Annotated in this window: 26 protein-coding genes; 9 read left to right on the forward strand and 17 right to left on the reverse strand. The window is 58.3% G+C overall.

The window, feature by feature from the left end; all coding sequences use genetic code 11:
• Positions 1-20 precede the first annotated feature (20 nt).
• From gnd to ACA074_RS13610, 3 genes are read left to right on the forward strand one after another with little or no spacing between them, the layout of a single operon-like run.
• On the forward strand, positions 21-1,001 hold the full coding sequence (gnd, locus tag ACA074_RS13600) for a phosphogluconate dehydrogenase (NAD(+)-dependent, decarboxylating) (RefSeq protein ID WP_187678362.1): 981 nt from the start codon (positions 21-23) through the stop codon (positions 999-1,001).
• Positions 998-2,521 (forward strand): glucose-6-phosphate dehydrogenase, encoded by a 1,524-nt coding sequence (gene zwf / locus ACA074_RS13605; RefSeq protein ID WP_401267431.1) that lies wholly within the window; start codon positions 998-1,000, stop codon positions 2,519-2,521. The genes gnd and zwf overlap by 4 nt, the downstream gene beginning before the upstream one ends.
• Positions 2,518-3,327, forward strand: a complete 810-nt coding sequence (locus ACA074_RS13610; protein ID WP_497679256.1) for an HAD family hydrolase — start codon at positions 2,518-2,520, stop codon at positions 3,325-3,327. The genes zwf and ACA074_RS13610 overlap by 4 nt, the downstream gene beginning before the upstream one ends.
• A 125-nt stretch (positions 3,328-3,452) precedes the next feature.
• Here ACA074_RS13610 and nhaB read toward each other — a convergent pair whose 3' ends face one another.
• The 3 genes from nhaB to ACA074_RS13625 all read right to left on the reverse strand — a co-directional run bounded on the left by nhaB (position 3,453) and on the right by ACA074_RS13625 (position 6,854).
• The gene (gene nhaB / locus ACA074_RS13615; protein ID WP_497679257.1) at positions 3,453-4,955 is read right to left on the reverse strand and encodes a sodium/proton antiporter NhaB; all 1,503 of its coding nucleotides are present in this window, start codon (positions 4,953-4,955) and stop codon (positions 3,453-3,455) included.
• A 61-nt stretch (positions 4,956-5,016) separates the two neighbouring features.
• A complete protein-coding gene (locus ACA074_RS13620) occupies positions 5,017-6,306 on the reverse strand; it encodes a delta-60 repeat domain-containing protein (protein ID WP_497679258.1) in 1,290 nt (429 codons plus the stop codon).
• A gap of 281 nt (positions 6,307-6,587) precedes the next feature.
• Positions 6,588-6,854, reverse strand: coding sequence for a hypothetical protein (locus ACA074_RS13625; protein ID WP_095188991.1), 267 nt, complete (start codon positions 6,852-6,854; stop codon positions 6,588-6,590).
• A gap of 356 nt (positions 6,855-7,210) precedes the next feature.
• Here ACA074_RS13625 and ACA074_RS13630 point away from each other — a divergent pair, with 356 nt between their 5' ends.
• The gene (locus tag ACA074_RS13630; protein ID WP_187678367.1) at positions 7,211-8,536 is read left to right on the forward strand and encodes a sigma-54 dependent transcriptional regulator; all 1,326 of its coding nucleotides are present in this window, start codon (positions 7,211-7,213) and stop codon (positions 8,534-8,536) included.
• Positions 8,537-8,626: 90 nt separating this feature from the next.
• Here ACA074_RS13630 and fapF read toward each other — a convergent pair whose 3' ends face one another.
• The 9 genes from fapF to ACA074_RS13675 form a co-directional block, all read right to left on the reverse strand.
• Positions 8,627-9,934, reverse strand: coding sequence for a fibril amyloid transporter FapF (gene fapF, locus ACA074_RS13635; RefSeq protein ID WP_497679259.1), 1,308 nt, complete (start codon positions 9,932-9,934; stop codon positions 8,627-8,629).
• Positions 9,935-9,979: 45 nt separating this feature from the next.
• Positions 9,980-10,726: a fibril amyloid subunit FapE gene (gene fapE, locus ACA074_RS13640; RefSeq protein ID WP_497679260.1), complete on the reverse strand. Its 747-nt coding sequence runs from the start codon at positions 10,724-10,726 to the stop codon at positions 9,980-9,982.
• Positions 10,727-10,770: 44 nt separating this feature from the next.
• Positions 10,771-11,451: a fibril amyloid maturation endopeptidase FapD gene (gene fapD / locus ACA074_RS13645; RefSeq protein ID WP_187678370.1), complete on the reverse strand. Its 681-nt coding sequence runs from the start codon at positions 11,449-11,451 to the stop codon at positions 10,771-10,773.
• A 63-nt stretch (positions 11,452-11,514) separates the two neighbouring features.
• Positions 11,515-12,483, reverse strand: coding sequence for an amyloid-like fimbrin subunit FapC (fapC, locus tag ACA074_RS13650; protein WP_497679261.1), 969 nt, complete (start codon positions 12,481-12,483; stop codon positions 11,515-11,517).
• A 69-nt stretch (positions 12,484-12,552) separates the two neighbouring features.
• A complete protein-coding gene (gene fapB, locus ACA074_RS13655; protein ID WP_497679262.1) occupies positions 12,553-13,125 on the reverse strand; it encodes a fibril amyloid subunit FapB in 573 nt (190 codons plus the stop codon).
• A gap of 1 nt (position 13,126) precedes the next feature.
• On the reverse strand, positions 13,127-13,576 hold the full coding sequence (gene fapA / locus ACA074_RS13660; RefSeq protein ID WP_497679263.1) for a functional amyloid chaperone FapA: 450 nt from the start codon (positions 13,574-13,576) through the stop codon (positions 13,127-13,129).
• 355 nt (positions 13,577-13,931) lie between these two features.
• Positions 13,932-14,456: an AAA family ATPase gene (locus ACA074_RS13665; protein ID WP_497679328.1), complete on the reverse strand. Its 525-nt coding sequence runs from the start codon at positions 14,454-14,456 to the stop codon at positions 13,932-13,934.
• Positions 14,453-15,016: a nicotinamide riboside transporter PnuC gene (gene pnuC, locus ACA074_RS13670; RefSeq protein ID WP_187678374.1), complete on the reverse strand. Its 564-nt coding sequence runs from the start codon at positions 15,014-15,016 to the stop codon at positions 14,453-14,455. The genes ACA074_RS13665 and pnuC overlap by 4 nt, the downstream gene beginning before the upstream one ends.
• Positions 15,017-15,116: 100 nt before the next feature.
• Positions 15,117-16,751, reverse strand: coding sequence for a methyl-accepting chemotaxis protein (locus tag ACA074_RS13675; RefSeq protein WP_497679264.1), 1,635 nt, complete (start codon positions 16,749-16,751; stop codon positions 15,117-15,119).
• Between the two features lie 305 nt (positions 16,752-17,056).
• On the opposite strand from ACA074_RS13675, the gene ACA074_RS13680 reads away from it, so the two are divergent.
• A complete protein-coding gene (locus ACA074_RS13680) occupies positions 17,057-17,887 on the forward strand; it encodes an undecaprenyl-diphosphate phosphatase (protein WP_497679265.1) in 831 nt (276 codons plus the stop codon).
• Entirely contained in the window at positions 17,884-18,312 is a 429-nt protein-coding gene (locus ACA074_RS13685; RefSeq protein ID WP_497679266.1) for a DUF1294 domain-containing protein, read from the forward strand. Before ACA074_RS13680 ends, ACA074_RS13685 begins: the two co-directional genes overlap by 4 nt.
• 108 nt (positions 18,313-18,420) lie before the next feature.
• On the opposite strand, the gene ACA074_RS13690 is transcribed toward ACA074_RS13685, so the two are convergent.
• Together ACA074_RS13690 and ACA074_RS13695 are read right to left on the reverse strand one after the other, a co-directional pair.
• Positions 18,421-18,780 (reverse strand): MmcQ/YjbR family DNA-binding protein, encoded by a 360-nt coding sequence (locus ACA074_RS13690; protein ID WP_187681355.1) that lies wholly within the window; start codon positions 18,778-18,780, stop codon positions 18,421-18,423.
• Positions 18,777-19,685, reverse strand: coding sequence for a LysR substrate-binding domain-containing protein (locus tag ACA074_RS13695; protein WP_401267458.1), 909 nt, complete (start codon positions 19,683-19,685; stop codon positions 18,777-18,779). The genes ACA074_RS13690 and ACA074_RS13695 overlap by 4 nt, the downstream gene beginning before the upstream one ends.
• Positions 19,686-19,814: 129 nt before the next feature.
• On the opposite strand from ACA074_RS13695, the gene ACA074_RS13700 reads away from it, so the two are divergent.
• Both ACA074_RS13700 and ACA074_RS13705 read left to right on the forward strand, forming a co-directional pair.
• The gene (locus ACA074_RS13700) at positions 19,815-20,426 is read left to right on the forward strand and encodes an FMN-dependent NADH-azoreductase (protein WP_401267461.1); all 612 of its coding nucleotides are present in this window, start codon (positions 19,815-19,817) and stop codon (positions 20,424-20,426) included.
• Positions 20,427-20,664: 238 nt separating this feature from the next.
• Positions 20,665-21,702, forward strand: coding sequence for an alpha/beta hydrolase family protein (locus ACA074_RS13705; RefSeq protein WP_401267462.1), 1,038 nt, complete (start codon positions 20,665-20,667; stop codon positions 21,700-21,702).
• A gap of 14 nt (positions 21,703-21,716) precedes the next feature.
• Here the strand turns inward: ACA074_RS13705 and ACA074_RS13710 are convergent, their stop codons facing one another.
• The gene (locus tag ACA074_RS13710; protein WP_497679267.1) at positions 21,717-22,904 is read right to left on the reverse strand and encodes an MFS transporter; all 1,188 of its coding nucleotides are present in this window, start codon (positions 22,902-22,904) and stop codon (positions 21,717-21,719) included.
• 158 nt (positions 22,905-23,062) lie between these two features.
• A complete protein-coding gene (locus ACA074_RS13715) occupies positions 23,063-24,649 on the reverse strand; it encodes an ABC-F family ATPase (protein ID WP_187681360.1) in 1,587 nt (528 codons plus the stop codon).
• Between the two features lie 381 nt (positions 24,650-25,030).
• Between ACA074_RS13715 and lpxO the strand changes: the two genes are divergently transcribed.
• Positions 25,031-25,930 (forward strand): lipid A hydroxylase LpxO, encoded by a 900-nt coding sequence (gene lpxO, locus ACA074_RS13720; RefSeq protein ID WP_489879869.1) that lies wholly within the window; start codon positions 25,031-25,033, stop codon positions 25,928-25,930.
• A gap of 163 nt (positions 25,931-26,093) precedes the next feature.
• Here the strand turns inward: lpxO and ku are convergent, their stop codons facing one another.
• Positions 26,094-26,960, reverse strand: a complete 867-nt coding sequence (gene ku / locus ACA074_RS13725; RefSeq protein ID WP_497679268.1) for a non-homologous end joining protein Ku — start codon at positions 26,958-26,960, stop codon at positions 26,094-26,096.
• Positions 26,961-26,966 lie beyond the last annotated feature (6 nt).

Here is a 26,966-nt window from a genome sequence, read left to right on the forward strand (position 1 = left end):
GTAGTAAGGAGCATCAGCACATGCAACTCGGGATTATTGGACTGGGCCGCATGGGCGGTAACATTGCGCGGCGCCTGATGCTCAACGGTCACACCACCGTTGTTTACGACCGCAATACCGCTTTCATCGATAACCTGGTCGCCGAGGGCTCTACTGGCGTTGCCGATTTGCCAGCACTGGTTGCCGGCCTGGACAAGCCGCGCGCGGTTTGGGTCATGCTGCCGGCCGGCGCACCGACCGAAGACACCATCGAAACCCTGAGCAACCTGCTTGAAGCCGGCGACACCATCATCGACGGCGGCAACACCAACTATAAGGATGACATTCGCCGAGCCAAGACCCTGGCCGAGAAGGGCTTGCACTACATCGACGTCGGCACCTCCGGTGGCGTCTGGGGCCTGGAACGCGGCTACTGCATGATGATCGGTGGTGACGCCGAAACCGTGCAGCGTCTCGACCCGCTGTTCGCCGCTCTGGCCCCGGGTATGGGCGACATTCCGCGCACCAAGGATCGCAAGTCCGATGACCACCGTGCCGAGCACGGCTACATCCACGCCGGTCCCGCCGGTGCCGGGCACTTCGTGAAGATGATCCACAACGGCATCGAGTACGGCATGATGGCGGCCTTCGCCGAGGGCTTCGATATTCTCAAGACCAAATCGAGCGAGCGCCTGCCGGAAGATCAGCGTTTCGACCTCAACGTGGCGGACATTGCCGAAGTCTGGCGTCGTGGCAGCGTAGTTTCCTCGTGGTTGCTCGACCTGACTGCAGACGCGCTGGCCAGCGACCCGAAACTCGACGGTTTCTCGGGTTCGGTGGCTGACAGCGGCGAAGGTCAATGGACCATCGAAGCGGCCATGGAGCAAGCGGTGCCGGTGCCGGTGTTGTCGAACTCGCTGTTCTCGCGTTATCGCTCGCGTGGCCAGGGCACCTTTGGCGACAAGATTCTTTCGGCCCAGCGCTTCGGCTTCGGCGGCCATGTGGAGACACCGAAGAAATGACCCATACGATCCGCAGAAAATCCAAGGCAGAACCCGCACCACCGACCACGCTGTTTCTGTTCGGTGCCCACGGCGACCTGGTCAAGCGCCTGCTGATGCCGGCGCTGTACAACCTCAGTCGCGACGGCTTGCTTGACGATGGTCTGCGGATCGTCGGCGTTGACCACAACGCCATTACCGATGAAGCCTTCGCGCAAAAGCTTGAAGACTTTATCCGTACCGAAGTGGCGGCGAAGGTCGGCAAGGGCGATCAGATGCTTGATCCGGCCTTGTGGGCCAAGCTCGCCAAAGGTATCAGCTACGTCCAGGGCGACTTCCTCGACGACAGCACTTATTCAGCCCTGGCGGCGAAAATCGCCGACAGCGGCACCGGCAATGCGGTCTTTTACCTGGCTACTGCTCCGCGTTTTTTCAGCGAAGTGGTGCGTCGTCTCGGCGCCGCCAAACTGCTGGAAGAGACCCCTGATGCGTTCAGAAGGGTGGTGATCGAGAAGCCGTTCGGCTCCGATCTGCAAACCGCCGAAGCGCTGAACGCCTGCCTGCTCAAGGTGATGTCCGAGAAGCAGATCTATCGGATCGACCATTACCTGGGCAAGGAAACCGTGCAGAACATTCTGGTCAGCCGGTTCTCCAACAGCCTGTTCGAAGCCTTCTGGAACAACCATTACATCGACCACGTACAAATCACCGCCGCCGAAACCGTCGGCGTAGAAACCCGTGGCAGTTTTTACGAGCACACGGGCGCACTGCGTGACATGGTGCCTAATCACCTGTTCCAGTTGCTGGCCATGGTCGCCATGGAACCGCCGGCGGCGTTCGGCGCCGATGCCGTGCGTGGCGAGAAGGCCAAAGTAGTCGGCGCGATTCGCCCATGGACTGTTGAAGAGGCGCGCGCCAACTCAGTACGCGGCCAGTACAGCGCTGGTGAAGTCGGCGGTAAAGCGCTGCCCGGTTACCGCGAAGAGGCCAACGTCTCGCCCGACAGCAGCACTGAAACCTACGTCGCATTAAAAGTGATGATCGATAACTGGCGCTGGGTCGGCGTGCCGTTCTACCTGCGTACCGGCAAACGCATGAGCGTGCGTGATACCGAGATTGTCATCTGCTTCAAACCAGCGCCCTATGCGCAGTTCCGCGATACCGAAGTCGACGAGTTGCAGCCCACCTACCTGCGCATCCAGATTCAGCCCAACGAAGGCATGTGGTTCGACCTGCTGGCCAAGCGGCCAGGGCCGGCGCTGAACATGGCCAACATCGAGCTGGGATTTGCCTACAAGGATTTCTTCGAGATGCAACCGTCGACCGGCTATGAAACGCTGATCTACGACTGCCTGACCGGCGATCAGACGTTGTTTCAGCGCGCCGACAACATCGAGAACGGCTGGCGTGCGGTGCAACCGTTCCTCGATGCGTGGCAGCAGGATGCCAGCATTCAAACGTATGCTGCCGGTGAAGACGGCCCGCAGGCTGCCGAAGATCTACTGACTCGCGATGGTCGCGTCTGGCACGGCCTCGGATGAGTAATCCGATCCGTTTTCTCCTGAGCGACATGGACGGCACGTTGTTGCTGCCCGATCACACACTGAGCCAGCGCACTATCGACGCTGTTCGTTCGTTGCGCGAGGCCGGCGTGCTGTTCAGCCTCGCCACCGGGCGCCCGCCGAAAGCGATGTTGCAGCAGATTGAAGCCTTGGGCGTGGACCTGCCAACTGCGGCATTCAATGGCGGCACCATCGTCAATCCGGACGGCAGTTTGCTGGTTGCGCATTACCTGCCGGCGACGACCGCACTGATTGCTCTGGCGACGTTCGCTGACCAGCCAGACGTCGAAGTGTGGGTGTTCAGTGGCGGCGACTGGTTGGTCAAAGACCCGCATGGGCCGATGGTGTCGCGTGAGCAGCACGGTCTCGGCTATCCGCCAGTCGTGGTTGAGAGCTTTGAACCGTACCTGGAGCGCATCGACAAGATTGTCGCGACCAGCAACAACACTGAGTTTCTGATCGAACTGGAAGCGCGCCTGTTACCGAAGGTCAACGGCATGGCGCAGGTCTCGCGTTCACAGCCGGTGTATCTCGACGTCACGGCGCTGGAGGCCAACAAGGGCACGGCGCTGGCAACCATTGCCGCGCATCTCGGCATCCCGTTGGAACAGACGGCGGCGATTGGCGATGGTGGCAACGACCCGGCGATGTTCCATTGTGCGGGACTGTCGATTGCCATGGGGCAGGCGGAAGAGGCGGTGCGGCGTCAGGCGGATATTGTCACCGGCTCAAACACCGAAGACGGCGTGGCTCAGGCGATCGAGAAATACATCCTGCCGCGCTGACCCAACCGGAAAACCCAATGTGGGAGCGAGCCTGCTCGGGAAAGCGGTGTGTCATTCAACGAATCCGTTGTCTGTCACTCCCTCTTCGCGAGCAGGCTCGCTCCCACTGGTTTATTTGGTGTTGATCAGAGCCAGTAGCTAACGGCGTACCAGCCGAGCAGGCCCATCACGATCGTGTACGGCAACGCCATCCACACCATCCGCCCATAAGACAACCGCACCAAAGGCGCAATGGCCGAGGTCAGCAGGAACAGGAACGCCGCCTGACCCTTCGGTGTGGCCACGCTCGGCAGGTTGGTACCGGTGTTGATCGCAATTGCCAGCGTCTCGAAGTGCTCGCGGCTCATGTGCCCGGCCAGGAACGCCTGTTTCACTTCGGTGATGTAGATGGTCGCGACAAACACGTTGTCGCTGATCGCCGACAGCAGACCATTGGCGATAAACAGCATACCCGGTTGTTGATCGACCGGCAGTGCCAGCACCCACTCGATCAGCGGTGCAAACAGCTGTTGATCATGAATCACCGCCACCACGGCAAAGAACACTACCAGCAACGCGGTGAACGGCATGGCGTCCTTGAATGCGCTACCTAGACGGTGCTCGTCAGTGATACCGGTAAACGCGGTGATCAACACGATTACCATCAAACCGATCAAGCCAACTTCAGCAACGTGAAAGGCCAGACAACCGATCAGAATCAACGCCGCGGCGCCTTGCACCAGCAGCGCCGCGCGCTGACGCGAGGTGCGCTCGGCATTATCTTCGGCCGCGTAATTGGCCAACACGGCGCGAACGTTGTCCGGCAGCAGCGTGCCGTAACCGAACCAGCGCAGTTTCTCCAGCAATACGCAAGTCACCAGACCGGCTGCCAATACCGGCAAGGATACCGGCGCGACTTTCAGGAAAAACTCTGCGAAGTGCCAACTCATTTCATGGCCGATCAGCAGGTTCTGCGGCTCACCAACCAAGGTGCATACACCACCGAGCGCGGTACCGACCGCGCCATGCATCAGCAGGCTGCGCAGGAAGGCGCGAAACTGTTCCAGATCCTCGTGGTGCAAGGTCGGCAGATGTTGGTCATCGCTGAACCCGCTGTCCTGGCGCGGATCGTTGCCAGACGCCACGCGGTGGTAGACCGAATAAAAACCCACGGCGGCGCTGATGATCACGGCGGTGACCGTCAATGCATCGAGAAATGCCGACAGAAATGCCGAGAGAAAGCAGAACATCAGCGCCAGCGCCGCTTTCGAACGCACGCCCAACAACAGCCGCGAGAACAAAAACAGCAGCAGATCCTTCATAAAATAGATCCCAGCGACCATGAACATCAGCAGCAGGATCACGGGGAAGTTGTGTACCAGCTCATCGTAAAGCGCCTGCGGCGTGGTCATCTTCAACAGCAGGGCTTCGATCAGCAGCAGTCCGCCGGGCATCAGCGGATAGCACTTGAGGGCCATGGCCAGAGTGAAGATGAACTCGATCACCAACAGCCAACCCGCCGCGACCGGACCTGCGGTGAACAGCACGAGCGCATTGAGGATCAGGAAGCCAACGATGGTCGCCTTGTACCAGCGTGGCGAATGCCCGAGAAAGTTTTGCGCGAACGCCTGGGCCATTGAACCGGACATCGGTTGCTCCTTGTTTTAAGAAGCGCGCAAGTTGCCGGATGTGTCGAGGAAGATCAAGCTCTCAGGGATTCAGATACCGCACAACCATTGCCCGGTAGTTGCCATCCAGCGAATAGCCGCCAACCACAATTGCGCCGTCCGTTTGCACGGCTAGCGAGTTTGCGGTGTCGAGACTGCGTCCCAGCCGTGTGCGCAGCCATCCGCAGTCTTGGCCGAAGTTCGGGTCCAGGCTGCCATTTGCGCAGTAGCGGGCAACGATGAAATCAGCTTCCACCCCACCAATCGTTGCACCTACGGCGATCATGCGACCGTCGGCCATGCGTTGGGCGGCGCTCCACTGGCAGCCGCTGGGACCGATTTCCAGGAGTTGCGGCTGGCCGTTGTTGCGATGCAAGTCCGGGCGGCCATTGGGATGCAGACTGAACGCCAGGCAGCGGATCGGATCGCGGCTGCTGCCGAAGCAGTGCAGCGTGTTCGTGGACTCAAGAACCTGACTGACCTGGGCACTTTGACCGTTGGCAGTGAACGCCATGAAGCCGTCCACCGCAAAACGTTCGTCAAGACGCCCATCGGGCAGGTAACGGGCCAACAAGCCTTGCTGAGGAAAATCGATTGATCCTGCTACCACGATTCGCCCATCTTCCTGAAGCAGCAGGCTATTGAGCCAGGTATTGAGCAGCAAATGACGGATCATCACGAAGCCACGGCCGTTGAAGGTTTCATCCAGGCTACCGTCGGGTTTGAGGCGAATCAACATCCCGGCATGGTCGGCCAGTTCGAAGTGATGGTTGGCAATCAACAGAATGTGGCCATCGTCCTGTACCGCAAAGTCGCAGGCTTCGGCACCGGGCACGCCGGGCGGTAGCCAGGTGTCGCGGGTGCCCATCGACAAATCGCCCGGCAGGCGAACCACCTGCCGACCATTGTCACCAAAGATTTGCTCCGGATTACCTTGCGCATCGAACAGGGCGAGGGCGGGCAGGGTGCGATGGCTGTTTTCATAATGCAGGCCGGCCAACAGGATTCGCCCATCGGGCAATGCTTGCACTTTGCTGGCCGTGGCGTCGAACCCATGCGCAAAGGTGTCGATCACGCTGCCTTGCTCGCCGAAGGACAAATCTGCGGAGCCATCCGCGAGCAGCCGCGCAAGGCCGAAACGGCTGCCTGCGGCCACCCCGACTTTGGCCGCCACCAGAATCCTGCCCTGCGCATCGAGCGCAACATCCTGAGTCAGGCTGGACAAACTACCCGCGAAATACACTTGAGCGACGCCGTTGACGGCAAACGTTTTGTCGAGTTGACCGGCATCGTTCGATAACGATGGCAGCGCAAAAGCGTTCAGAGTGGACATGCACGCGTCTCCTTGCGAGTTGACCAATACCGGGAACCGGCGGTAACTGCATGAGCGGAACATTCAACCTCTGAACAAGAGGAAGTACAACTGTTAGAACTAACAGGTGGAGGGTCACACTGTGCCAGAACAGTGTCTTTTTGAACCAATAGCGAGCCTGCCAAGCAATTATGCTGGGACCCGTTACGGAAAGTTGTACAGAAGTGCGGATGAAAAAAATAGAAAGAGCAACTAACAAGAGGAGGGCGGATGACTTGAACGTCATCCGCATCACCCGGCTATTAGTGTGGCATCGACCAGGATTGCAGCGTGTAACCTTCATCGCTCAGTTCGGCGCGGGCTTGCTGCAGAAGTTGCTCAAGCTGTGCAGGATCGGAGTAGGCGCTGCTTGGAATCTGTTTACGACCGATATGGGAATTGGTGCGATCAATCACGGTCAGGCTCAGTTCGCCATTGCCGTCTTGAGGCGCCCAGGCCACGCACTGGAAAGGTTTGAACGCGTGGTTGGCAATCAAAAGAGCTTCGTTGATACGGAGCGGGGCGGTCATGGGGTCTTCTCTCTGTCGTGCCCAATCAAATGATGTGCCGTCGGTTGGGCTTACCGTGCGGCTGGTTACTTGTACTGATGCACGCAACCGGGGAGCAGGTCACACCTGAAACAAAGAAATTTCAACTTTCTTTCATTTACCGGCTTGTCCGGGAGTTTTTGAAAGCCTGGTGAAAGCTCTGTAAGAGGAAGTAAGTCGATAGCTAACTAACAACCGAGCCACTTATAACGAGTTTGCCTGCACACCTATAAGCAATTGATACAAGGCGCTGTCAAAATCTTGCTAATGTTACAGCCAGGTCTGCCAAATGACTGTTTTTACAATCATTTCCTATAATTTGGCGCCAAGGAACAGTCATGAGTGAAGCGCCTGCGTTACGACGTTTATTGGTGGTCGATCCGTGTGACGACTGTCATCGACTATTGCCCGGTTTGCGCGCGGTGGGATGGGATGTCGACAGTTGTACGCTGGAAAACGCTGCCGACCGCACCTGTGACGTCGGCCTTCTGCGTTTGCAGCCGTTTCACCTGGAACGTCCCGAAGCCGTCAAGGAACTGATCAGCCGCAGCGGCACTGAATGGATCGCTGTGCTCAATCAGGAAGTCCTGCGTTTGCAGAATGTTGGTGACTTCGTCTGCGAATGGTTTTTCGATTTTCACACCTTGCCGTTCGACGTCTCGCGGGTGCAAGTTACCCTCGGTCGCGCCTTCGGCATGGCGCGCCTGCGTGGCCAGGGCACGATCCATGTGGATCAGCCCGAGCATGAACTGTTGGGCGACAGCAAACCGATCCGCGAGCTGCGTAAATTGCTGAGCAAACTGGCGCCCACCGAGTCGCCGGTGTTGATCCGCGGCGAAAGCGGCACCGGTAAAGAACTGGTCGCGCGCACGCTGCATCGGCAGTCTCAGCGCCACAGCAAGCCGTTTGTGGCGATCAACTGCGGCGCTATTCCCGAGCATCTGATTCAGTCCGAGCTGTTCGGCCACGAAAAAGGTGCATTTACCGGCGCTCATCAGCGCAAGGTCGGGCGCATAGAAGCGGCCAACGGAGGCACCCTCTTTCTCGATGAAATCGGTGATCTGCCGCTGGAGCTGCAAGCCAACCTGCTGCGTTTTCTTCAGGAAAAACACATCGAGCGGGTCGGTGGCAGTCAACCGATCCCTGTCGATGTCCGCGTTCTGGCGGCGACCCACGTCGACCTCGAAGCGGCGATCGAGAAGAAGCGTTTTCGCGAAGACCTTTATTACCGGCTCAACGTTCTGCAAGTGGTCACGGCGCCGTTGCGAGAGCGCCATGGTGATCTGTCGATGCTGGCCAACCACTTTTCCCACTTTTATAGCCACGAAACCGGGCGTCGACCGCGCAGTTTCAGTGAAGATGCGCTGATTGCGATGGGCAAACATGACTGGCCGGGCAATGTGCGTGAACTGGCCAACCGCGTGCGTCGCGGCTTGGTCCTGGCTGAAGGGCGGCAGATCGAAGCACGTGATCTGGGGCTGATCAGCCAGCACTCGATCGCCACGCCCATGGGCACGCTTGAGGACTACAAGACCCGCGCCGAACGCCAGGCGCTTTGCGATGTGTTGAACCGGCACAGTGACAACCTCAGCGTTGCGGCAAAAGTGCTCGGCGTTTCCCGGCCGACGTTTTACCGTTTGCTGCACAAGCATCAGATTCGTTAAAACCGAAGATCAAAAGATCGCAGCCTGCGGCAGCTCCTACATAGGTAAACCCTGTAGGAGCTGCCGCAGGCTGCGATCTTTGCTTTTGCTTTAGAAGTAGTACGGGAATTTCAGGCTGAAGGAAAAGTCCGGGGCATCGTCCGTCAAGCCGATGGACAGGTTGGGCACGATGGTCAGGTTGTCGGTGGCCGCAATGGTCATGCCGACGTTGAAGTAACCGGCGTTGGCGTCACTGGACACCACCGATTGCCAATCGCCGCCATCCTGTTTCAGCTTGCTCTTGCGCTGTATCAGGTCAGACATCGAGAACGACATACTCATCTTTTCATTCAGCGCAAAAGCAATACCTGCGCCGATCTGGAAGCTGTCGCCGATCTTCACCTTGCCCGGGTTTTTCTGGTTGACGGTGGAACTGATGTCGTCGAACGACTCCTCCAGGTTATGGGTGTAGGACAGGCTGCCGAACAGCACGGCCGGGTCGAACGTCTTGACCAGCGAGATGCCGGGGGTGACCGACCAGACACCATTGCCGGTGGGCAGGGTGTCAGGCACAAACAGGTTCGAGTTGGCATCGGTCTGGCGCAGCTTGATGCCGAACGGGTCCTTGCCGGTGGGGGCCTTGACGCGCAAGGTCACCACGGCGTCCGGGGTATTGACCGACTCGTCGAGGAACTTGTAGGCGATGCCGAAGTTCACGTCACCGATGGTTGGATCGCGGTCGACGTCCTGTTCGGTGGTGACGTTGGAAGCGCCGCCATTGCCGCCGCCGGATTGATAAGTCGAACTGCGGTAGACCACCGGCACGTTCAAGTCGAATTGCCAGCGGTTATCGAAGTTGTAGCGGCCGGTGAGATCGAGCGTCCAGGTGTCCGCCTTGATTCGGTCCAGGTTGATATTGCCGAGGAAGATCGAATCCAGCGCCAGGAACCCGTTGAGGATCAACTGGCGGGTGTCGTAGCGCGAATAAGTGATGCCGGTTTCAACGCTGAATTTGCCGCCACCAAAGAAGCCACTGGCCTCGTCATACAGGTTGGAGACACTTTGCGCCGGTTGCGAATCATCGGCCAGCGACTGCCCGTAGGAAGCGCCACTGCCCCCGGCAGCGCCCCCCGAAGCGGCTGCAGCCCCGGTACCGGTGGCCACTTTCGGATTGCCTTTCATGTCGGACGGTGACTTGGCCAGACGTTTGGGTGGTGGAGCGGCGGGTTGATCTTCGACCTGGCGGACTCGCTGCTCGAGTACCGCCAAGGCTTTTTGTTGTACTTCGTATCGTTGCTTAAGCTCCAGAAGTTCCTGTTTCAGAGCTTCTAAATCGGCGTCAGGTGCAGCTTGCAGCATCGTCGCCGGTAGAAGAGCGCTCAAACATACAGCAGCGCGCAGTGATACTGATCGATACATGAATAAGCCGTCCCTTTAAGCCCAATGATCGAGACTCAGCGTAGTTCAATATCCGATATTGCGTAGTGCCCTGAGCTGAGTCAGGTTGCAGTCCAGTGCTCCGGCGCTCATACCGTTATTGTTCAGTACAACGTTGAGTTGGGTCATGTTATTCACCACGTTGGCACTGCCGAGCAAGCGAGTGTTCTGCAGCAAGCCACCCTGTGCGACTTGTTGCAGTGAGGTGCCCTGATTGCCGGAGGCCTGAATGGCCATTTGAACGCCACTGCCGGTGGCCGAAACCGCCACGCTGCCGGCGGCGTTGCTGCCTCCGATGGTTTGTCCGGCCATCAAGGCTTGACCCTGAGCGGGCATTAGCGCCGGTGCCTGTTTGGCTTCGGAGACATTGATCGCGACGTTGTTATAAGCCGTGTTGCTGTCGCCGGCGGCGCGCACGCTTTGTGTCACGCCCTGGCTACTGTTGAGGCCGGCGCCACCGGTAATCGTGCCGGTACCCGCTGCGAGGGCATTGCCGTTGCCATGTTCCTTGATCGTCTGGACATAGAATTCTGGTTTTACGGTTGCTGCCTGAAGTTGCATCGACGTCGATGCGCCGATCAAATCACCACTGGCGTTGCGCCAAGTACTGCTCATGACAATGCCGAAGCTGATGATCCGCCCCGGCATGACATAACGACCGCGTAGCTCGGCGAGCTCCTGGTCCTTTATTTCTATAGGTTTGAATCCTGCATTGGCATAGCCTGACGCACTCGCTGCCAGGCAGGCGGCGGCCAGCCAGTATGAGGTTTTCATTTGCTGCTCCCGGGACATCCAGTCCCAATCTTTATAATCGGCGATTAAAAGAAGTCGCTCTGTATGAACCCGAAATCCATCAATTCAGCATCTTTGACCGGGTTGAAGCCATCCAGCTTGTTCTTGGCCGTCAGCGGTGTCGGCGGGCTGCGCAAGGCATTGGCCTTGTCGTATCCGGGACCGACGATGGCAAAGACAATGCCGTTCCAACCTTTGACAAAGTCACCATGGCTGTAGCGTTTGTGCCCTAGAACCGGGTCTCCGATGTAAACCCAATCCTTGTCCGCACGCTGCAACACCACGAAATGCTTGTAGCCGCGAATGTCCATCAGTACCACCACCGGAATCGTGATTGCGTCTAGCTTCTCCGATGGAATCTTGTAGCCCCTGGCGCGCATGCCGATGCTTTCTATGTAGCGCTTCATGTCGAGCATGGAGAAACCCTGAGTACGAACAAGGTCCTGGTCAGCGTGGACCAGCATGCCTTTGATGATGTGCTCCTCATCGACGTCGAGCCAATAAGCCTGGCGTAACACCGTGGCCAGTGCGGCGGCACCGCAGCTGAAATCGGTTTTCTGTTCGACAATGTCGGCAAACTTGCGCTCACGAATGCTTTGCACGTCCTTGTAGACCAACACGCCACCCGGCAGGGCGGCCACTGGCATCTGGGCGGCCTGAGTCAGGCCGGACAGGCAAAGTAAAGCGAGAAGGGCAGTCTTACGCATGATCGATACGCCTTTGCGGACTGAGGAAAAGCCCCGTTTCCGGGGCTTTCGTTTCGATCGCGATTACATGCAGGCTTTGCAACCTGCGGCGATGGACAGCGAGTTGCTTTGTTGGTTGCCCACACCCGCCGAGACGTTGGCTCCACCGTTGCCGGAGAAGTTGTTCATCGAGTTGGTCATGTTGGCGTTGTTGGTTACAGGGGTTTTCCAGCCATCTTTGGTCAGCACTTGTTGGGTGGTTACGCCAGCGAGGCCAAAAGTACCCACGGCTTCGAACTTGGCTTTCTGATCATCGTTGCCGCCGTGGCCGCCGCCACGATTGCCATAACCGCCGTGATCATCGTCTTCGATGGTTGCAGTACCTTTGGCTTTAAACACGCCAGCGGCCGCGTAGGTGCCGGTGAGGGTGTCTGTTTTGTAGGTCCGCACGCCTTTGTTGTCTACGACCAGACCAGTGGAAGACTGGTTGGCCGCAGCAGCGGCGCTGGCTACACGGCCGCCAGATACGGCGATTGCCAGGTTGTTTTTCTGCTGGTTGAAGTTGCCGGCAGTCACGTTGATCCCGATGTTGCCGGAACCGTTATTGCCAGCGTTGTTGAGTGTTGCGGTATTGGTGGTCGACGAGTTTTTAACATAGTTGTTGTTGTTGACTTGAGTTGCACTCGAGACAGCAACAGCAGTACCAAAGATGAAACTTTCGTCGGCGGTAGCCAATGCTGCGGCGTTGTCTTGCTGGTTGCCGTCGCCGGCTGCCACGTTAGCGCCCATGTTGCCGTTGGAACCGTTGAGCGAGTCACTGGCGTTAGCGTTGTTTTTGGTGCCTTGGTTTTTCACCACGTTGCCGTCGCTGTTTTGCTCGTCGAGCACAGCGGCGCCAGCACCGGCGGTGATTTGCAGAAGTTGTTCCAGGGTAGGGCCTTTTGGACCATGCCCATTACCATGATCGTCATCACGACCGCCTGCCTGTGCTGCGATTGCCATCACTGCTGCAAGTGCGAAAACCAGTGGTTTGAGAGCCATTGTAGGTTTCATGGTGTTTCTCCGTGCTTATTAGTTGGTTAAGTGTTGGTACTTTCTAATTGGCACTGCTTTTTATTTGGGTCAGTCTGCGACCCGGATGCTCAGGGTGTTAGCCATACGGTTCCCCACCCCGGCACTCTGGTTCACCTGGATTACCCCTCGGCTGCCGGTGAAGGCCTGATCACTTGTCGTGACCTGGCGACTGCCGATTGAGGTACCAGTTGCTCCTGAGCTCGGTAAAAACGCCACGTTCTGTTGCGAAAGGGCGCTGTCATCAACGCTCTGCGGGGCAGCACTGATGCTGACGCGCGTCACGTTGGCCATCTGGTTGTTGGCCCCGGCGCCCTGGTTCACGCCCAGAATCCCGTTGCCGTTACTGAAAGAGTTGCCGCCAATGGTTGCGCTGGCATTCATCGAGGGATTGGCCGGAGTATCGATCCGCTGCCTGACGTTGGTGGTGGCACTGGCCGAGGTGCCGATGGCGATGGCCTTGGTGTTGGTCTGTTGCATTTGGTCGCCGGCGGCCTGGTTGACGTTGTAATTGCCGCGGTACTGGATGCCGGTGTCCTGAATGTTCGCGTTGTTCACTGAGCCGGGGTCGGCCATTGCGTGGGAGCAGCCGAGAAGGGCGAGCAGCACAAGGGTGCGATTCATCTTATTGGCCTCCAGCCATGCGGGTCAGCGGAGCAAGGCCGGAGCTCATTGCGCGATTGACGGTGTTGGAGATCGAACCGCCAGCGCCGCCGCCGTGACCGCCGTTCATGCCGGGCATGCCGTTGGGGTTGGTGAGTGTGTTCATGCCCGGCATGTTTGCCGTAGGCGTGGTGATGTTGCCGCGAATCGAAGAGCCGCTGGCGACACTGGCAAAGTCACCGTCATTGAGCTCGGTGCTGCTCGTCGCTTGATTGATGCGGGCCGAAGGGTTGGCGTTGACGGTCGTTGGGTAGGGGTCTTTGCCGCCGCTGCGACCAATAGGGATAGGCTGTACATCGCGGTTGAGGACGATAACGCCGTTGCCTTCGGCCTGAACGTTGAAACTGAGGATTGTGCTGGCTGCTGATCCGATCAGCAGGAGGCAGGTCAAGCTTTTATTGAAGTTCCCCACGGCGGCAATTCCTTCTTCAGTGGGCTGGCCCTAGTCAGCGTTGGGAAGGAAAGAGCGAAAGCTGTGCCGCTTTTTGATTGTTGCGCAATATCAATGAGTTAAGGCGAAGACGGGCATGCCTGATGCGCAAGCTGTTTCATCGTTGAAACACGTACAGGATTGCCGACCGGTCTATTGGCTGAGCAATGCTCTGGAACACGGGTTTGCGGCGGGGTGTTTCAACGGCGTAACAACCGGTGTGACAAAGCGATGAATGCCGTTGAAACGGGCACTTTGCACTCGCGCGAGTGTTTCAGGAATGGACACTTTTGCCCCAAAGCAGGGGTAAACAGTGGGGAAGTTGGCCCGAATGCCCTTACTCGTCCAGCAAAGTCGCCACAGCGGCAAAGGCTTGCGTCTGGCGCTCGGACCAGTCGCCCTGAATGATCTGGAACGGCTGTCGATGTTGCTCAAGCCAGTCGCGAGTGGCTCGATAGAACCCAAGGCGCTCATCCAGATCCGGCTGGCAGCGCTGGCCGTCATCGGTCCAGTCGATCTGTTCCGGAGACAGCAAAAGATGCAGATCGTAATGTCGCGCCAGCAATTGCGGTTCAAGCCACGTCGGGCAGTCGCCAAACAGGGTCTGGCTCCAGAGGATGTTGCTCAGCAGGTGGGTGTCGAGAATCAGCAGCGACGGCTTTTGCGCTCGCGCCTGATCTTCCCATTGCAGTTGGCCGCTGGCGATCTCGGGAATGTCCGCCAGACAGGTGTCACGGGGATTCTGCTCGATGAACCAGCGTACATACTCGTCCACCCGCAGTCCGCCGAACCGTTGCTGAAGGCCTGCCGCCAGCCAGCTCTTGCCAGTGGATTCGGGGCCGGTCAAAACCACGACCTTCAAGTACGCAACGCCGGATCGGCGCGCCATTCGCGCCAGCCCTGAATCGCAATCAGCGTAAACAGTGCATACAGGGCGGCGGTCAGGTAAAGCCCCTTGTAGAGGAACAAGCCGACAAAAATCACATCAAGCACAAACCACAGTGCCCAGCATTGCAGGCGTTTTTGTGCCATCCATAACTGCGCGACCAGGCTGAAACCGGTGAGCGCGGCGTCCAGCCACGGTTGCGCGGCGTCAGTCCAGTGGGCCATGGCCGCCCCGAGCAGGACACTGCCGACAGCGCCAACACTCAGGCCAAGCAACACCGAACGAGTATCCAGACGCGTGACCTCCCGCCCGTCATGCATCGTCCCCGCACGCGTCCACTGCCACCAGCCGTAGAGTTGCAACGCGGCGTAGATTACTTGCAGCAACATGTCCGAATACAGCTTCACTTCAAAGAAGATCCAGCTATAGAGCAACACCATGACCAGGCCGATCGGCCAGCACCACGGATTCTGTTTGACCGTCAGCCACACGGCGATCACACCGAGAGCGGCGGCAAACAGTTCAAGCCCGGACATGGGGGTTCCTTGGGGGAGTTGAAGACGGGGGCGGATTGTACCGAGAAAACCTGTGGGAGTGAGCCTGCTGAAAATTTAGCTCGCTCCCACAGGTTATGTGTTACACGCGGAACTGGCGCAGGAGGTTGTTTAACTGTTCGCTCAATTGTCCGAGTCGCACGCTGGCGACACTCGACTGCTCCGCCGCCAGCGCCGTGCTGTGAGACAAACCGGCCGCTTGCGTGACGTTCTGATTGATGTCCTCGACCACATGCGCCTGTTGCAGTGTGGCACTGGCAATTGATGCATTCAGGCCATTGAGGTTGCGCAGTGCCTGGCCGATGGCATTCAGGCTTGCACCCGCCAGCCCGGCCTGTTCAATGGTTAATTGCGAAGCTTTGCTGCTCTCGCCGATCACCTTGACTGCCGCCTCGGAGTGGTTTTGCAGGCGCTCGATCATCGATTGGATTTCCGCCGTCGACTTCTGCGTACGCTGTGCCAGCAAGCGCACTTCATCCGCGACCACGGCAAACCCTCGGCCCTGTTCGCCAGCCCGTGCCGCTTCAATGGCCGCGTTGAGCGCCAGCAGATTGGTCTGCTCGGCAATCGAGCGAATCACTTCCAGCACACTGCCGATCTGGGTGCTTTCGGCGGCGAGGGTACGAATCACTTCCACCGCCTGATCAATGGTGCCGGATAGCTTGTCGATCTGTTGCAGGCTGCCGTCGATGTTGATCTGGCCCTGTTGCGCCTGCGCTTCGGCGTCACGCATTTCAGCGGCCGCATGTTCGGCGTTTTTCGCCACATCCTGCACGCCGTAGGTCACTTCGTTGATTGCGGTGGCCACCAGTTCCATCTGTTGCGATTGCTGCTGGCTGCGTTGCTGAGCCTGGGAAGCATCATTGCCCAGTTCGCTGGACGACTGGCCCAGCGCACTGGCCGACACCTGCAACTCACCAATCACTCCGCGCAATTTGGCGGTGAAGGCGTTGAAGTGATGTGCGAGTTCCGTGACTTCATCCTTGCCGTGGGTATCGAGGCTGCGGGTGAGGTCGCTTTCGCCGCTGGCGATGTTGGCCATGGCGTTCACGGTTTCCTGCAACGGGCGCACGATGCTGCGCGCGATCATGATGACCAGCAATGCCATGATCAGGGCAATCACCAGGCCGATCACCGTCGCCTTGATCATTTGGCCCTGAAATTCGGCCTGCACATCATCGACATAAACGCCGGAACCGAGCACCCAGCCCCAAGGCTCGAACAGTTTCACGTAGGAGGTTTTAGCCACCGGCTCACTGGCGCCCGGTTTCGGCCACCGGTAATCGACCATGCCGGCGCCTTTGCTCTTGGCGATGGCGACCATTTCGTTAAACACGGCAAAGCCATCCGGATCGCGGATCGCCGAGAGATTCTGGCCTTCAAGCTTGGGATTGGTCGGGTGCATGACCATGACGGGCGTGAGGTCGTTGATCCAGAAATAGTCGCTCTGGTCGTAACGCAGGCCCCGAATGGCGGTGAGTGCCTGTTTCTGCGCGGCTTCCTTGGTCAGGGTGCCAGCTGTTTCCAGATCGTGGTAGTACGTCAATAAACCACTGGCGGTCTGCACCACGTGCTGGGTTTTCTGGGCCTTGGCTTGATACAGGTCGTCGTGAATCTGCTTGAGCATCAACACGCCCAAGGTCAGCAACATGACCACCGCCACAATCAAGATGAGCCACAAGCGTCGGCTGATCGACACACTGCGCAAGCTGTTCATAACGCTGTCACTCCGGATTCTTTTTCTTGTAATAAACGACCGCCAGCATCCAACCACGATTCCGTGGGCGGGCATACGCGACCCAAGTCGTATAACGCGGCAGCGCTATTAAGGCTTGTCTGTTAGGATTTCGGCCCCGCGCGTGAAAACCTGAATCCAAGTTGCTATTTCACGGAATTTTGACTGTTTCGTGTGGATCCTGTGTGCGCGGAATCGGTACAGCAACAACCAGCTACGCTGATCGCAGTGAACGAAAGAAAAATACTATCGGGGCATGCCGGCGTGCATCGCTCTTTGGGGGATTGATGGATCTTTGGATGGCCTTGCAGGCACTGATACTAGGCGTTGTAGAAGGGCTGACGGAGTTTTTGCCCATTTCCAGTACCGGACACCAGATCATCGTTGCCGACTTGCTCGACTTCGGCGGCGAACGAGCCATGGCGTTCAACATCATCATCCAGCTCGGCGCGATCCTCGCGGTGGTCTGGGAGTTTCGTCGCAAGATTCTCGATGTGGTGGTTGGCTTGCCGACGCAACCCAGCGCGCGGCGTTTCACCGCCAACCTGCTGATCGCTTTTCTGCCCGCCGTGGTGCTGGGCGTGATCTTTGCCGATCTGATCCACGAGTACCTGTTCAACCCGATCACCGTCGCTGCTGCGCTGGTGGTGGGCGGCATCATCATGTTGTGGGCTGAGCAGCGTCAGCATGAGGTGCACGCGGAAACGGTCGATGAGATTCGCTGGATGGACGCGCTGAAAATCGGTTTCGCCCAGTGCCTGGCGATGATTCCCGGCACGTCGCGTTCCGGCTCGACGATCATTGGCGGCCTGTTGTTCGGCCTGTCGCGCAAAACAGCCACCGAGTTTTCGTTCTTCCTCGCGATGCCGACCATGGTCGGTGCTGCGGTTTACTCGGGCTACAAGTACCGCGATCTGTTTGTGCCGGCGGACTTCCCGGTGTTTGCCATCGGGTTCGTCACCGCGTTCATCTTCGCCATGATCGCCGTGCGTGGGTTGCTCAAGTTCATCGGCAGCCACAGCTATGCGGCATTTGCCTGGTACCGGATCGTGTTCGGCCTGGTCATTCTGGCGACGTGGCAGTTTGGCTGGGTGGACTGGTCGGCGGCCAAGCCATGAATGATTCCCGCGCACGCCGCCCTGAAGGTCGCCCGTCCGGTGGCAGTATTCAAAACCTCAAGCTGAAGCTGCTGGTGCTGCTGATTGTCTGCGCGCTGCCGGTGTTCGGATCGCTGTCGATGTGGTTGCGCGGGATCTCGCTGGTCCCGCTGGCGGCGTATGGCGTCGTCAGCGTGCTGGCGTTCTTTATGTATTGGGCCGACAAACGCAAGGCTCGCACCGATGCGTGGCGCACGCCGGAAAACATCCTCCACGCAGTGGAACTGGCCGGAGGGTGGCCGGGCGCACTGGTCGCCCAGCAAGTGTTCCGGCACAAGACGCGCAAGGTGTCGTTTCAGGTGCTGTTCTGGGTGATCGTCTTGTTGCACCAGGTGTTCTGGATTGATCAGCTGTTTCTCGGTTCGAACCTGTTATCGCTGTACTAATAAAGATGCCCCCGTGTAGGAGCTGCCGAAGGCTGCGATCTTTTGACCTGATTGTAAAAAACCAGATCAAAAGATCGCAGCCTTCGGCAGCTCCTACAGGGATCGGGTTTACAGCAATAATCCGATCTGTGTCTTTTTGGGCAACTTGCCTACTACCAACTGATGCGAGCGTTGCAGCAACCCCTGCAACTCCTCGGCGCCCAGCGGGTAGGGCGGGTGCATGATGATCCACTGCGCCCGCGCCAGGTACGGCGCCGGGTGAATGCCCGGGCGATCGCAATGGCCGAGAAACAGATCCTTGTCGACCTTGAACGCCAGCGAATCTCCGCGCAGCCCCTGCAAGGCAAACATCTTGTTGCCGGCAATCGAAAACACGCGCACGCCACCCCACTTGTAGTCTTCGCGCGCACCGGGTAATCCCAGGCAAAACGCGGCAACGTCCGCCTCGCTCATTTTTGCCTTTTTCATAACAACCGCTCCCCACAGGCATTGAACGATTCGACCAGATGATCGATCCACGCGCGCACCGCCGGCATCACCCCGCGACGATGCGGATAGACCGCTTGCAACCAGCCACCGGGCAGCGACCACTCGGGTAGCAATTGCACGAGTGTGCCGTTTTGCAGTTCCTCCTCGCAGTACATCATCGGCAGCAATGTGAAGCCCTGGCCGGCCAGCACACAGGCCTTGCGCACAATAAAGTCATCGATGCCCAGCCGAGCTTCCATGTTCAACTCGAAACTCTTGCCCTGTTGATCGAACAACCGCACGTGAACCATGCGATCGGCCTCCAGAGCGCCAAGCACCGGCAGACTCCTCAGATCCTGCGGATGGCTGATCGACGCCCCCTGAGTAAACGCCGGGCTGGCCACCACCACCATTTGTGCCTGACGCAGACGCCGGGTCACCAGCAACGGATCTTCATCGCCGTGTTCACGCACGCGCAGGGCGACATCAAAGCCTTCAGCGACCAGATCGACCCGGCGGTTGACCAACACCACTTCCAGTTGCACCTGGGGGAACTTGCCGAGGAATTCGCTGATGACCCACGGCAACATTTCCCGGGCCAGACCCGTTGGGCAGGACACACGCAAGCGTCCTCGTGGCTCACTCGACATGCTTGCCACTGCCTCGTCAGCCATTTCCGCTTCCAGCAACATCGCCTGACAGTGGCGCAAATAGCGCTCACCGACAGCGGTGAGATTCAACTGCCGGGTGGTACGTTGCAGCAAGCGGGCGCCGAGGCGTTCTTCTAGTTCAGCGATGCGGCGCGACAATCGCGACTTGGGAATGCCCAGCAATCGCCCGGCGGCCGCAAAGCCGCCGGCCTCGACGACTTTGGCGAAATAGTAGAGATCGTTGAGGTCTTGCATCGTAGAGAATCCGACTGTTCTATCAGTGGGACAAACTATCGCATTGTCGGCGGCTAATCATCCATTGGTTTCTTCCGTAGGATTGTCTCCATTCCGTCGCCACCGGCGATTCATTCCAGGGGATTCCACATGAAACTGCTGCATATCGATTCGAGCATTCTGGGCGACAACTCGGCTTCCCGTCAGTTGAGCAGCCAAGTCGTCAAAGCCTGGCAAGTCGCTGAGCCAAGCGTCGTGGTGACCTACCGTGACCTCGCCGCTGACGCCATCAGCCACTTCTCGTCGACCACCCTGGTGGCCGCCGGCACCACCGCTGAACTGCGCGACGCCGCCCAACAGCACGAGGCCGAACTGAGCGCTTCGACGTTGGCCGAATTCATCGCTGCCGACGCGGTAGTCATCGCTGCACCGATGTACAACTTCACCGTGCCGACCCAACTCAAAGCGTGGATCGACCGTGTTGCCGTTGCCGGTCAAACTTTCCGTTACACCGAAGCCGGCCCTGAAGGCCTGTGCGGCGGCAAGAAAGTGGTGATCGTGTCCACCTCCGGCGGCATTCATGCCGGCCAGGCCAGCGGTATCGCTCACGAAGAATATCTGAAGCTGGTACTGGGCTTCCTCGGCATCACTGACATCGAAATTGTCCGTGCCGAAGGCTTGGCGTATGGCGACGAAGTGCGCAACAACGCCATGACCGCCGCTCAAGCGAAGATCAGCGAGCAGTTGTTCGCCGCCGCGTAAGGCTTGCGTAAAGAACAGCTCTCGTTCAGGCAATCCCCCGAAAACTCTGTATTCTGGTTCCGCAAGGGCCAGATACGGAGTTTTTTGTTTCTGACTGTTACATAATCTGGCCCGGGTTGTGCAGTCAAGCGATCAGCGTCTGAGTGCAGTGGTGAGCCGGAGTACCGAATCCCCGGCGTTTCCGGCCTTCACAACGCAATGGATCTTTCGATTGAGTAACAACAGGGTAGGGCAGCCCATGATGCGTCTTTGTGCAACGTTACTGATTTGCCTGCTCGGCAGCCTGAATTCAGTGCAAGCTGCGCCGGGGCGCCATCCTGTCTGGAGCGTCGGTTACCACGAGATGACGTTCCTCGATCCGTTGGATCTGCAACCGATGCGCGCCATTGCGTTCTATCCTTCCAGCGACCGCGAACATATGAGCCTGCTCGAAGGTTATTCAGTCGAGGCCGGCGAAGATACCAAAGTCGCCATGGGCCGTTTTCCGATGTTGATGTTGTCCCATGGCAACACCGGCACGCCACTGGCGCTGCACGACCTTGCCACCTCGCTTGCGCGCAAAGGTTTTGTGGTGGTGGCGGTGATTCATCCCGGTGACAACTCCAAGGATCACAGCCGACTCGGCACACTGAGCAATCTCTACGGGCGGCCAATCCAGATTTCCGAAGCGATTACGGCAACCCTTGGCGACTCCATGCTGGCGCCGTTCGTCAATGCCGATCAGGTTGGTGTGATCGGTTATTCGGCTGGAGGCGAGACGGCGTTGATTCTGTCAGGGGCGCAACCGGATCTGGATCGCCTGCGCCGTTATTGCCAGGAACGCCCGGACGATCGTGACGCCTGCAACACTCAGGGCGAACTCATCGTTGATCGTGATGACCTGCAGCCGGTGGCCGATCCACGCGTGCATGCGTTGCTGTTGATGGCGCCACTGAGCCTGAAGTTCGGCCGCCATACCCTGGCTGATGTGCATGTGCCAGTGCTGCTTTACAGCGGCGATGGCGACAAACTCGTTGCGTTCGATAAAAACGCTGCGGCACTGGCGCGTAAACTGCCGACTGCGCCCGACTTCAAGTTACTGGCCGGGGCAGGGCACTTTGTGTTTATGGCGCCGTGTAATGAAGAGCAGATCATCGCCATGCCGGCGCTGTGTACCGATGCTGATGGGGTTGATCGGGAAGATATCCATCGCAATCTGATCTCGGAGGCCGGACGGTTCTTTGCGCATACGCTGGGCAGGCCGACGCGGGCGGGGATGCAGACGGCAGATCAATAAACGATCTTTTGCTTTTAAGCCATCGCCCGGCGCTTGAGCAGCAGGGTCAACCCCAAGCCCGTCACCGACAACAGCGCTGCACTAAAGAAAATCCACGAATATCCCAGATTCAACGCTACCGCTCCCATCAACGGCCCGGCAATCGCCAGCGCCAGATCGAAGAACACCGCATAAGCACTCAACCCGGCGCCACGGCTGGAGTTGGGCACCTGCTTGATCGCTTCGACCCCCAGCGCCGGATACACCAGTGAAAGCCCGAACCCGGCCAATCCCGCGCCGATCAGTGCAAACGCGGTTGACGGCGCGAGCCACAACATCACCAGGCCCATGGTTTCCACGGTCATGCAGATGATCGCCGAATTGAAACCGCCGAAACGGCCAATGGCCGAAATAAACATCAACCGCGAGAGGATGAAGCACACCCCGAACACCGTCAGGCAATACGCCGCGCCACTCCAGCCACGGTTGAGGTAATACAGGGTGATAAACGTGGTCAGCGTGCCGTAGCCGATCGAGGCCAGGCTCAAGCTGGCACCAAACGGGGCAATGCGGCCAAACACGGCCCAAAACGGCAGGCGCTCGCCACGCACCACCGGCACCGAAGGTTTGTTGCGGATCAATACCAGCGCACCCGCCGCCAGCACCGACAGTGCAATGCCCAGACTGGCGAAACCATATTCGGCAACCATGACCACACCCAGTGGCGCGCCAATGGCAATCGCGCCGTATGACGCGATGCCGTTCCAGCCGATCGACCTTGCTGTGTGCTCGACACCGACCTGACCCATGCACCAACTGATGGTGCCGACACCGATCAGTCCCTGCGCAACGCCCAGCAGCAAGCGCCCGACAATCAGAATCAACAGGCTCGGCAGCGGATAGCTTTGCAGCAAGGTCGAAATCAGCGTCAACCCGCCACTGAGCACAATCCCGATCAAGCCATAAACGATCGCCCGTTTGGTGCCGACGGTATCCGACATGCGCCCGGCCATCGGTCGACTGAGCAGGGTGGCCAGGTACTGCGAGCCTATGACCAGCCCGGCGATGATCGCGCTGAAACCCAACTGTTCGTGCACGTAACCGGGCAACACCGCAATTGGCAGACCGATGCAGAGGAAGGCAATAAAGGTATAGAAAACGATAGAGACGATCTGCAGGGTGATCGCCATGGAGCTTTGCGGTGGCAGTTGCTGCGCAGACATGAGGACTCGTTCGCGGGCGGCGGTGGGAGAGTCGGCATCATGGCTTGGGCCTGAAATAAAAGAAAGCAGGCTAACGATCAAAGAACGATCATGCCGTATCCGGAAATGCAAAAAGCCCCGTCACATGGACAGGGCTTTCAGTTAGCGCAAATTGCTACTTAGAACACCACACCCTGACTACGCAGGTAGTCATCATAGGTGCCGCTGAAGTCGGTCACGCCGTCCGGGCTCAGCTCGATGATGCGCGTGGCCAGGGACGATACGAACTCACGGTCGTGGCTGACAAAGATCAACGTACCCGGATAGTTTTCCAGCGCCAGGTTCAGCGCCTCGATCGATTCCATGTCCAAGTGGTTGGTCGGTTCGTCCATGATCAGCACGTTCGGCTTTTGCAGGATCAGCTTGCCGAATAGCATGCGACCTTGTTCACCACCGGAAATCACTTTGACCGACTTGAGGATCTCGTCGTTGGAGAACAGCATGCGACCCAAAGTACCGCGAATCATCTGCTCGCCCTGAGTCCACTGACCCATCCAGTCGAACAGGGTGACGTCGTCTTCGAAGTCGTGCGCGTGATCCTGAGCGTAGTAGCCCAGTTCCGCGGCGTCGGTCCACTTGATGCTACCGGCATCCGGCGTGAGCTCGTTGACCAGAGTACGCAGCAGGGTGGTTTTGCCGATACCGTTCGGGCCAATGATCGCCACGCGCTCGCCCGCTTCAACCTGGAAGCTGAAGTCTTTGAACAACGGCTTGCCGTCGAAACCTTTGGCCATTTTTTCGACCATGACCGCCTGGCGGTGCAGCTTCTTGTTCTGATCGAAGCGGATGAACGGGCTGACACGGCTCGAAGGCTTGACTTCAGCCAGCTGGATCTTGTCGATCGCCTTGGCGCGGGAAGTAGCCTGCTTGGCTTTCGAGGCGTTGGCCGAGAAGCGGCTGACGAACGATTGCAGCTCGGAAATCTGTGCTTTCTTCTTGGCGTTGTCCGACAGCAGTTGCTCGCGGGACTGGGTCGCCACGGTCATGTACTCGTCGTAGTTGCCCGGGAACAGGCGCAGCTCGCCGTAGTCCAGGTCAGCCATGTGGGTGCACACGCTGTTCAGGAAGTGACGGTCGTGAGAGATGATGATCATCAGGCTGTTACGCTGGGTCAGGATGTTTTCCAGCCAGCGAATGGTGTTGATGTCCAGGTGGTTGGTCGGTTCGTCGAGCAACAGTACTTCCGGATCGGAAAACAGCGCCTGAGCCAGCAAGACACGCAGTTTCCAGCCTGGCGACACTTCGCTCATCGGGCCGAAATGCTGTTCGATGCCGATACCCAGGCCCAACAGCAGCTCACCGGCACGGGATTCGGCGGTGTAGCCGTCCATTTCAGCGAATTCGGTTTCCAGCTCGGCTACCGCCATGCCGTCTTCTTCGCTCATTTCCGGCAGCGAGTAGATGCGGTCGCGCTCGGCCTTGACCTTCCACAGCTCTTCGTGACCCATGATCACGGTGTCGATCACGGTGAATTCTTCGTAAGCGAACTGGTCCTGGCGCAACTTACCCAGGCGTACGTTCGGCTCAAGCATGACCTGGCCGCCGGACGGGTCGAGGTCGCCGCCGAGGATTTTCATGAAGGTCGACTTGCCGCAACCGTTGGCGCCGATCAGGCCGTAACGGTTGCCCGCGCCAAATTTGACCGAAACGTTTTCGAAGAGCGGCTTGGCGCCGAACTGCATCGTGATGTTAGCTGTAGAGATCAAGAGTTATTCCTGCGAAGCATTCTGAGTAGCGAGGGTGCGGCTGGAGCGCTTGGCCCGAGTCAAAGTGCGCTGAAGCGGGGAAGTCCCGTCATCAACCAAGGGGGGCGCGTAAAGTTTGGCGGCGATTGTACTGGTCTGGCTCTTTAAACGATAGGGCGAAGACGCCACGAGTGTCGATTGGCGCAATCACGGGACAGTTTTTCACAGATGAAGGTTCACTATCGGTTACAAAGTGTGGCTAAAATGCCAGCCATTCACCCAGCGCCCTAGAGCGGCGCGGGCTCAAGGACGTGCCATTTTGTAATCAGACCACTGCATCAGACGCTGGGCCTCAGGCCGCCAGGCGCGCAGTTTTTTTACTTCTGACGTGTGACGATTTCCGTGAAACTCATCATTGCTGCTATTTATGTCATTTCCATTGCATACGTCCACTTGCGTGGCCGCGTGCGGCACAAGCTGGGCCGGCAGTTGAGTGACCACTCGACGTTTCTCGCGCCGATCAACTGCTTTCTGTACCTGTTCTCGAAAAAGCCGAACCAACCGTATCTCGATCCGTCCGAGTTTCCCGATCTGAGCCCGTTGCAGGCGCACTGGGAAGAAATTCGCGAAGAAGGACAGAACCTGCTCCGTGCCGGCGAGATCAAGCGTTCGAACCAGTACGACGATGTCGGCTTCAACTCGTTCTTCAAAAGCGGCTGGAAGCGTTTCTACCTCAAGTGGTACGGCGAAAGTCATCCGTCGGCGATGAAGTTGTGTCCGCGCACCACCGAGCTGGTGCAAAGCATCGGTTCGATCAAGGCTGCGATGTTCGCCGAACTGCCGCCGGGTTCCAAACTGGTACGCCATCGTGATCCGTACGCCGGCTCCTACCGCTATCACCTGGGTCTGGAAACGCCCAATGATGCCGGTTGCTACATCAATGTCGACGGGGAGAACTACCACTGGCGCGATGGCGAGGCGGTAATGTTCGATGAAACCTTCATTCATTACGCAGAAAACACCACCGACAAGAACCGGATCATCCTGTTCTGTGACATCGAACGTCCGATGAAGTATCGCTGGGCCGCAGCGTTCAATAGCTGGTTCAGCCGCACGGTGATGTCGGCAGCGGGTGCGCCGAACGATTCGGGTGACCGGACCGGTGGGATCAACCGGTTGTTTACCAAAATCTACAAGATCCGTTTGCGTGGTAAAGAGCTGAAAAAGCGTAATCGTGCACGGTATTACATGGAGAAGTGGGCGATCTTCGGCGGTTTGCTGGCGGTCTTCATCCTGATCTGATTGACGCGCCGCCCCCCGTTCACTGTAGGAGCTGCGGCACGCTGCGATCTTTTGATCTTGGCCCTTAAAAACAGGATCAAAAGATCGCAGCGTGCCGCAGCTCCTACATGAAAAGTGACTGTCTCAAAAGCAACCTGTCAGTTGCCTGACAATCCGCCAGTTGTCATTCCCCGGAGGCTTTCTTGGTTCGCTTGGCCGGCGCAGCTTTGCTGGCTGCCTTGGTCTTCGGTTTAGCCGGCGCCTTGCCACCCAGGCTGCGTTTAAGCAACTCGGTCAGGTCGATCACATCGGCAGTCTTGCGCTCTTCCTCGCCGCCCACCGTTTCAACATCCTCGATCTTGCCTTCGTGGGCCTTTTTCTCCACCAACGCCATGATCTTGTCTTCAAATTCGTCGTTGTAGTCTTCGGGCTTCCAGTCCCCGCTCATGTCCTCAACCAACCGTTTGGCCATGTCCAACTCACCTTTGGCCAGTTGTGGCTTGGTGACCTCGCTGCCAAGTTCCAGTTGATCAAGGCCGCGTACCTCTTGCGGCCAACGCAATTTGACCAGCACCAACGCCGACTCCAGAGGCATCAACGCCGCCAGATACTGGCGTGCATGCAAAACCACGCGGGCGAGGGCAACTTTGTTGGTCTTGCTCAGGGTTTCTCGCAGCAACGCGTAGACCTTACCGCCGCGCTTGTCCGGCGCCAGGTAGTAGGGCGTGTCGATGTTCTGTAGCGGAATCTGCTCGGCGTCGACAAAGGAAAAGATGTCGATGGTCTGGGTCGAGACCGGGTGCGCCGAGCGGATTTCCTCTTCGCTGAGCACCACATAACGGCCTTTTTCGTAGGCCACGCCTTTGACGATATTTTCCTTGGTGACTTCCTTGCCGGTCACCTTGTTCACGCGTTTGTACCCCACCGGGTCCATGCTGCGGCTGTCGAGCCAGTCGAAGTCCACGCCTTGGGACGACGTCGCTGAAACCAGCGCAACGGGGATATGCACGAGTCCGAAACTGATTGCGCCTTTCCAGATTGCCCGAGCCATGGTGAG

The sequence above is a fragment of the Pseudomonas sp. LBUM1655 genome (assembly GCF_059716085.1).